The organism is Rhodopseudomonas sp. AAP120 (assembly GCF_001295845.1).
Lineage (GTDB): Bacteria > Pseudomonadota > Alphaproteobacteria > Rhizobiales > Xanthobacteraceae > Rhodopseudomonas.
Genome location: NZ_LJIC01000165.1, coordinates 1 through 7,370 on the forward strand (window position 1 = coordinate 1; position 7,370 = coordinate 7,370).

6 protein-coding genes are annotated in these 7,370 nt (G+C 66.2%); 1 reads left to right on the forward strand and 5 read right to left on the reverse strand.

Annotated features, from left to right (window positions below; all coding sequences use genetic code 11):
• Positions 1-85: 85 nt before the first annotated feature.
• The 5 genes from IP86_RS23300 to IP86_RS23320 all read right to left on the reverse strand — a co-directional run bounded on the left by IP86_RS23300 (position 86) and on the right by IP86_RS23320 (position 5,476).
• The gene (locus IP86_RS23300) at positions 86-880 is read right to left on the reverse strand and encodes an ABC transporter ATP-binding protein (protein WP_054164825.1); all 795 of its coding nucleotides are present in this window, start codon (positions 878-880) and stop codon (positions 86-88) included.
• 11 nt (positions 881-891) lie between these two features.
• The gene (gene ntrB / locus IP86_RS23305; protein ID WP_054164821.1) at positions 892-1,791 is read right to left on the reverse strand and encodes a nitrate ABC transporter permease; all 900 of its coding nucleotides are present in this window, start codon (positions 1,789-1,791) and stop codon (positions 892-894) included.
• Positions 1,792-1,861: 70 nt separating this feature from the next.
• Positions 1,862-3,175: a CmpA/NrtA family ABC transporter substrate-binding protein gene (locus tag IP86_RS23310; RefSeq protein ID WP_054164822.1), complete on the reverse strand. Its 1,314-nt coding sequence runs from the start codon at positions 3,173-3,175 to the stop codon at positions 1,862-1,864.
• A 559-nt stretch (positions 3,176-3,734) separates the two neighbouring features.
• Positions 3,735-4,895: a CmpA/NrtA family ABC transporter substrate-binding protein gene (locus IP86_RS23315; RefSeq protein WP_054164823.1), complete on the reverse strand. Its 1,161-nt coding sequence runs from the start codon at positions 4,893-4,895 to the stop codon at positions 3,735-3,737.
• Positions 4,892-5,476 carry an ANTAR domain-containing response regulator gene (locus IP86_RS23320; protein ID WP_054164826.1) on the reverse strand — a complete coding sequence of 195 codons (585 nt, stop codon included), beginning with the start codon at positions 5,474-5,476 and terminating at the stop codon, positions 4,892-4,894. Before IP86_RS23320 ends, IP86_RS23315 begins: the two co-directional genes overlap by 4 nt.
• A 274-nt stretch (positions 5,477-5,750) precedes the next feature.
• Between IP86_RS23320 and glpK the strand changes: the two genes are divergently transcribed.
• Entirely contained in the window at positions 5,751-7,253 is a 1,503-nt protein-coding gene (gene glpK, locus IP86_RS23325) for a glycerol kinase GlpK (protein ID WP_054164824.1), read from the forward strand.
• Positions 7,254-7,370: the final 117 nt, after the last annotated feature.

The following is a 7,370-nucleotide window of genomic DNA, read 5'->3' on the forward strand; positions in this document are numbered from 1 at the left end:
TCCCCTGGCGGTGGTTATGGATTCCGGGCTCGCGCTGCGCGCGCCCCGGAATGACGCCGTTACTTGTGTTGGCGCCAATCGATCCTCACGCCGCCTCGATGAACCGATGCCGCTCGTACAGGAATTCCAGCACGCGCTGGCGGCACTTGAGATACGTCGCGTTGGTCGCCAGTTCGAGCCGCTTGCGCGGATGCGGCAGCGGGACGTCGAGGACTTCGCCGATCCGTGCCGACGGGCCGTTGGTCATCATCACGATGCGGTCGCTGAGCAGCACGGCCTCGTCGACGTCGTGGGTGATCATCAGGATGGTGTTGCCCAGCTTCTGATGCAGCGCCATCACCGAGTCCTGCAGATGCGCACGGGTCAGCGCGTCGAGCGCGCCGAACGGCTCGTCGAGCAGCAGCACCTTCGGCTCCATCGCCAGCGCGCGGGCGATGCCGACGCGCTGCTTCATGCCGCCGGAGATTTCCGACGGCCGCTTGTCCTTGGCGTGGCCCATCTGCACCAGATTGAGATTGTGCAGCGTCCAGTCGTGGCGCTCGGCGCGAGACTTAGTTTTGGCGAACACCTTGTCGACGCCGAGCCGGACGTTCTGGTACACGGTCAGCCACGGCAGCAGGCTGTGGTTCTGGAACACGACGGCGCGGTCCGGCCCCGGCGAGTTGACCTCGCGGTTCTCCAGCAGCACGCCGCCAGTGGTGGCATCGGTCAGCCCGGCGACGATGTTGAGCAGCGTGGACTTGCCGCAGCCGGAATGGCCGATGATCGAGACATATTCGCCCTTGGCGATGTCGAGGCAGACGTCCTTCAGCACCTCGGTCGTCGCGGCGCCGCGGGTGAAGGTCTTGTCGATGTGATCGAGCTTGAGATAAGCGGTCATATTCATGCTCCTCAACCGGCCGAGGTGCCGTGGGTGACGATGCGGCCGAGCCCCGCGATCATGCGGTCGAGCACGAAGCCGATGATGCCGACATAGAACAGCGCCAGAATGATTTCGCTGATATGCGAGGAATTCCAGGCGTCCCAGATGAAGAAGCCGATGCCGACGCCGCCGATCAGCATCTCGGCCGCGATGATCGCCAGCCACGACAGGCCGATGCCGATGCGCAGGCCGGTGAAGATGTAGGGCGCCGCCGAGGGCAGCATCACCTTGGTGAAGAACTCCAGCGGATTGAGCTGCACCACCGCGGCGACGTTGCGATAATCCTGCGGAATGTTGCGGATGCCGACCGCGGTGTTGATGATGATCGGCCAGATCGAGGTAATGAAGATCACGAAGATCGCCGAGGGCTGGCCGTCACGGAAGGCGGCGAGCGACAGCGGCAGCCAGGCCAGCGGCGGGATGGTACGCAGCACCTGGAAGATCGGATCGAGTCCGCGCATCGCCCACACCGACTGACCGACCAGCGTGCCGAGCGCGATGCCGGCGACAGCGGCGAGCGAATAGCCGAACGCGACGCGCTGCAGCGACGCGCTGAGATGCCAGAATAGACCCTTGTCGATGCCGCCACGATCGTAGAACGGATCGAAGATCAACTCCTTGGTATCGGCATAGACCTTGGACGGCGGCGGCAGCGCCGAGCCGGTGCGCCGGCACAAGAGCTCCCAGATCACCATGAACAGCGTGAACACGATCAGCGGCGGGATCACCCGGGCGGCGATCTCGCGCGCATTCTTGATGTACTTGTCCGCACGCGGCTGGCGCTTGGGCCGCATCGTCACCACGGCGGACGACGGCGGCGTGAGCGCGGTGACGGTCTCGGTCTCGGATTTCAGGGCGGTCATCGACATCGGGGTGACACTCCGTCGTCTGAAGGGGAGGGCCGCGCGGCAGGCGCGGCCCAGCGATGCTTGGTGATCGTCAGGCTTCGATGCGCTTGATCGTCAGCGACTTCAGGTACGCGGCCGGATCTTCCGGATCGAACACCTTGCCGTCGAAGAACGTCTCCTTGCCGCGCGAGGTCGAGGTCGGGATCTCGCTGGCGGCGACGCCGAGCGTCTTGGCGGCGTCCTTCCACAGATCCTCGCGGTTGACCTTGGCGATCAGCGCTTTGCTGTCGAAGCCGGGCTCGTATTTGCCCCAACGAATGTCCTCGGTCATGAACCACAGATCGTGGCTCTGGAACGGGTAGGAGGCATGGTCGGCCCAGAACCGCATCTGCTGCGGCGAGTTCTCGACGACGCGGCCGGTGCCGTAGTCGAAGCGGCCCTTCATGCGGTCGATCACGTCCTCGGCCGGCACGTTGATCCACTGCCGCTTGGCGCAGATCTTCGCGGTCTCTTCGCGATTAGCAGGGTCTTCGCACCACTGCTGCGCTTCCATCACCGCCATCAGCAGCGCCTTCGCGGCCTTCGGGTACTTGTCGACCCAGGCGGCGCGCATGCCGAAGGATTTCTCCGGATGCTTGTCCCACAATTCGCCGGTGGTCAGCGCGGTGTAGCCGATGTTCTGATGGATCAGCTGCAGATTCCACGGCTCGCAGACGCAGAAGCAGTCCATCGTGCCGACCTTCATGTTGGCGACCATCTGGGCCGGCGGCACCACGATGGTTTCGATGTCCTTGTCGGGATCGATGCCGCCGGCGGCGAGCCAATAGCGGATCCACAGATCATGCGTGCCGCCCGGGAAGGTCATCGCCGCCTTCACCGACTTGCCGGAGGCCTTCTTCTTCTCTAGCGCCACTTTGAACGGCGCGGTGTCGAGGCCGACCTTGATGTCCGCGTATTCCTTGCCGACCGAGATACACTGGCCGTTGAGATTGAGCCGCGCCAGGATGTACATCGGCGTCGGCACGTTGTTCTGCGTCACCTTGCCGGACGAGATCAAATAGGGCATCGGCGTCAAGATGTGGGCGCCGTCGATGCCGTTGCCTTCAGAGCCGAGCACGAGGTTGTCGCGCGTGGTGCCCCACGAGGCCTGTTTCTCGACGCTGACGTCGGGCATGCCGTATTTGGCGAAGATGCCCTTCTCCTTGGCGACGAACAGCGGCGAGGCGTCGGTCAGCGCGATGAAGCCGAGCTTGGCGCCCTTCACTTCGGGCCCGGACTCCTGCGCGAAAGCGCCGCCGGGGAAGCCGAGCTTCGCTGCGGCGAGCAGTGCGGCTGCGCTACCGCCGGCCTTCAGAAGCTGGCGGCGGCTCACTTTGCGTCCGAGGCCGTCCTTGCTGATCGTCATCGTTGCCATGTCCCTTTAGGGGTCGCGCGACCCTGTTGCCCACTGCTGATCCGTTGTTCTGCGTCCGACCGACCGACGAAAAAAAACGCTGCGTCCTGGCCTCTGCTTGCGCGGGCCAGGACAGCAGCGTTGCTGTCGCGAGTTGATCGATGGACGCCGGGCACCCACCGGTGACCCGATCTAAGAGTAGCGAAAACCGTGCCAGTCGCCTGCAGGAGAGGATTAGCGCGTCTTTCCAAAGAATTAGATTGCGTCGCCCCGAAATTGAGCAGCAGCCAACGCTGCGCATTCGCGCAGCAACGATGAGCAGGATGGCGAGGAAATGTGCAGCGCAGCAGAGGCGGGAGGCGCCGCGAGCACGGCCTGCTCCTTCTCCCCGCGTGCGGGGAGAAGGCTGGGATGAGGGGGCGTCGCCGAAGGGCCGGGCGCTTCAACTAATCATCACAGCAAAACGCAGGCGAGAGACTCGGCCGGGCGGAGGCGCCCCCTCACCCGGCCCGGCCTCGCTGCGCTCCGCCGGGCCGACCTCTCCCCGCACGCGGGGAGAGGTGACTTTGCGTCAGCGCCTGATCGTCAGCGCCGACAAATATCCGGCGATGTCGTCCGGATCGAAAGTCGTGCCGGTGCATTCGCCGATGCCGTCGGCGGGGGCGAGGGGCAGGATCGGGGTGGCGCCGATTGCGGCGTCGTAGAGGTCGGGGCGGAAGACGGCTTTGGCGGCGGCGAGCAGCTCCGCCGACAGCGGCGCCTGGCCCCAGCGCACCATCTGGGCGTAGTTCCAGGCGCCTTGCACCGGGTCGGGCCGCGCCGCCGCCTCGCGGCCGACCAAGAGATAGCGGCCGGTCTCGCGATAGGCGCCGTCCGGCGACACTTTCAGCCGACCGTCGAGCGTGCGGCGGATCAGCTCCGGCGTTACTTCTATGCGGCCCGGCGCGGTGAGGATCGCGCAGACCTCGTCGCGGTTGCCGTGATACTCGATGAACTGCGCGGCGCGGTCGTGCGCCCGGATCAGCCGCAGCAGGACGTCGGGATGGCCCTCGGCCCAGGAGGCGCGCACCGCCAGCATCTTCTCGGCGGCGCGCTGAAACAGCTCGCAGGTGAAGTGCAGGATGTGGCCGATGCCGAGATCGATCGCCACCGAATTCCACGGTGCGCCGACGCAGAAACCGTCGAGATGTTTGTTGGCGAGGCTCTCGACCATGTAGGGCGGCGGCAGCACCACCAGCCGCACGTCCTCGTCGGGATCGACGCCGCCGGCGCCCATCCAGAACCGCAGGTCGTAATTGTGACTGGAGAACGGGAAGGTCATGCCGAAGATCAGCGGCTCCAGCCCGAGCTGCCTGCGCTCGGCGACGACGCGCGCCAGCGCCCGTGCCGACACGACAGGATCGGCGATGTCGCCGTCGACATTGGCGGCGATCGCGGCGTAGAGGTCCGGCGACACCGTGATGGCATTGCCGTTGACGCCGAGGCCGAAGCCGGAAATCACCGGCACGCGGATGTGGCCGATGCCGAGGCTGGACGCGACCGCCATCGGCGCGAGCAGATGCGCAGCGTCGAACAGGCCGATGTTGAACTTGTCGCGGACATTGGCCCAGGAAATCTCGCGCACCAGCTCGACGTCGAGGTCCTCCTGGGCGCAGAAGCCTTTGTCGACCGCGACGATCAGCGCGGCGGCGTCGACCAGCGGGATGAATCCGATGCGCAGGCGCTCGCTCATTTCAGCATCTCCGACGCGGTGACCACCGACTGGGCGATCTCGGCGATTTTCTTTTTCTCGTTCATCGCGGCGGTGCGCAGCAGCACATAGGCCTGCTCTTCGCTCAGCCCCTTGGCCTTCATCAGAATGCCCTTGGCGCGGTCGATCACCTTGCGGTCTTCCAGCGCCGAACGGGCGCGGTGCAGCTCGGTCTCGAGATTCGCGAAGGCGTTGAAGCGCGAGATGCACAGATCGAGGATGTGCTTCATCCGCTCCTTCTTCAGCCCATCGACGATATAGGCGGAGACGCCGGCGTCGACCGAGGCCTGGATCGAGGCGGTGTCGCTCTGATCGACGAACATCGCGATCGGCCGCTTCACGATCCTGGAGACCTGGAACATCTGCTCGAGCATGTCGCGGCTGGGGTTCTCGAGGTCGATCAGGATGACGTCAGGGTCGATCTCGTAGATCCGCGCCAACAGATTGGTGGTCGCCGCCAGATAGGTGATCTGTGACATGCCGGCTTCGCGCAGCCCCTCGGTGAGGATGCCGGCGCGCACCGGGTTCTCGTCGACGATCACGATTTTCAGCAGCGGGTCCATCGGCAGCCGGGTCGTCATTGCGAGGAGCGAAGCGACGAAGCAATCCAGCCCGGTGCGCGGCGGTGGATTGCTTCGCTTCGCTCGCAATGACGAAACGAGAGGCTGTCCACCATCCACGGCCTGGATCGCCCCCCGACAAACCACAGTCCGGCGCCGGTTTGAAGAGGCTTCGCTGCCCTGCACACGTCGGAACTGCCGATATTGACGGCGCCCGCCCGATCGGGTGGTGTGCGGGCCGACCGCTTCCTCAATCCAGATTCCGGGACGAACGCTCATGTCTTTCGTGATGGCCATCGATCAGGGCACCACCTCGTCGCGCGCGATCCTGTTCCGCGACGACATCTCGATCGCGGCCTCGGCGCAGCAGGAATTCCCGCAACACTTCCCGGCCTCCGGTTGGGTCGAGCACGAGCCCGACGACATCTGGGCCTCGACGCTGGCAACCTGCCGCGCCGCGATGGAGAAGGCCGGCGCCTCCGCCGCCGACATCGCCGCGATCGGCATCACCAATCAGCGCGAGACCGTGGTGGTGTGGGATCGCATCTCCGGCAAGGCGATCCACCGCGCCATCGTCTGGCAGGACCGCCGCACCGCCGAGTTCTGCACCAAGTTGAAAACCGACGGCCACGAGCCGATGATCACCGAGAAGACCGGCCTGATCGTCGATCCGTATTTCTCCGGCACCAAGGTCGCCTGGCTGCTCGACAACGTCCCCGGCGCCCGCGCCCGGGCCGAGCGCGGCGAGCTGCGCTTCGGCACCATCGACTGCTATCTGTTGTGGCGGCTGACCGGCGGCCGCGTCCACGCCACCGACGCCACCAACGCCTCGCGCACGCTGCTGTTCAACATCCACACCGGCGAGTGGGACGACGATTTGTTGAAGCTGCTTGGCGTGCCGCGTTCGATGCTGCCGCAGGTGAAGGATTCCTCGGCGCATTTCGGCGACAGCGACTACGAGCTGTTCGGCGCCCCGATCGCGATCCGCGGCATCGCCGGCGATCAGCAGGCCGCGACCATCGGCCAGGCCTGCTTCACCCCCGGCATGATCAAGTCGACCTACGGCACCGGCTGCTTCGCGCTGCTCAACACCGGCGCGACGCCGGTGCGCTCGCACAACAAGCTGCTGACCACGATCGCCTATCAGCTCGGCGGCAAGCGCACCTACGCGCTGGAAGGCTCGATCTTCGTCGCCGGCAGCGCTGTGCAGTGGCTGCGCGACGGCCTCGGCATCATCAAGCATGCCAGCGAAACCGGCCCGCTCGCCGATAAGTCCGATCCGATGCAGAGCGTGTATCTGGTGCCGGCCTTTGTCGGCATGGGTGCGCCGTACTGGAATCCGCGGGTGCGCGGAGCGCTGTTCGGCATGACGCGCAACACCGGCCCGGCCGAACTGGCGCACGCCGCGCTGGAGAGCGTCTGCTACCAGACCTACGACCTGTGGGCCGCGATGCGCGACGACTGGTCCGGCGCCGACGCCGCGCCGCCGGTGCTCCGCGTCGACGGCGGCATGGCCGCCTCCGACTGGACGATGCAGCGCCTCGCCGACCTCCTCAACGCCCCGGTCGACCGCCCGGTCATCCAGGAAACCACCGCGCTGGGCGCCGCATATCTGGCCGGCCTCAGCGCCGGCGTCTTCCCCGAACCCGCCAAATTCGCCGACAACTGGCGCCTCGACCACCGCTTCCGCCCGGCGATGAGCCAGGCGACACGCGAGCGCAAACTGGCCGGCTGGGGCAGGGCGGTGAAGGGCCTGCTCGCGAGCGACGAGGGCGAGTAAGCCGACGTGTAGCTCGACGAGCCCGCCCCTCCGCAGCGCGCCCCCTCTCCCGCCTGCGGGCGAGGGCTGGGGTGAGGGCACCCCAGGCAGTGAGCTCGCGACGCGCGGAGCGGAGTG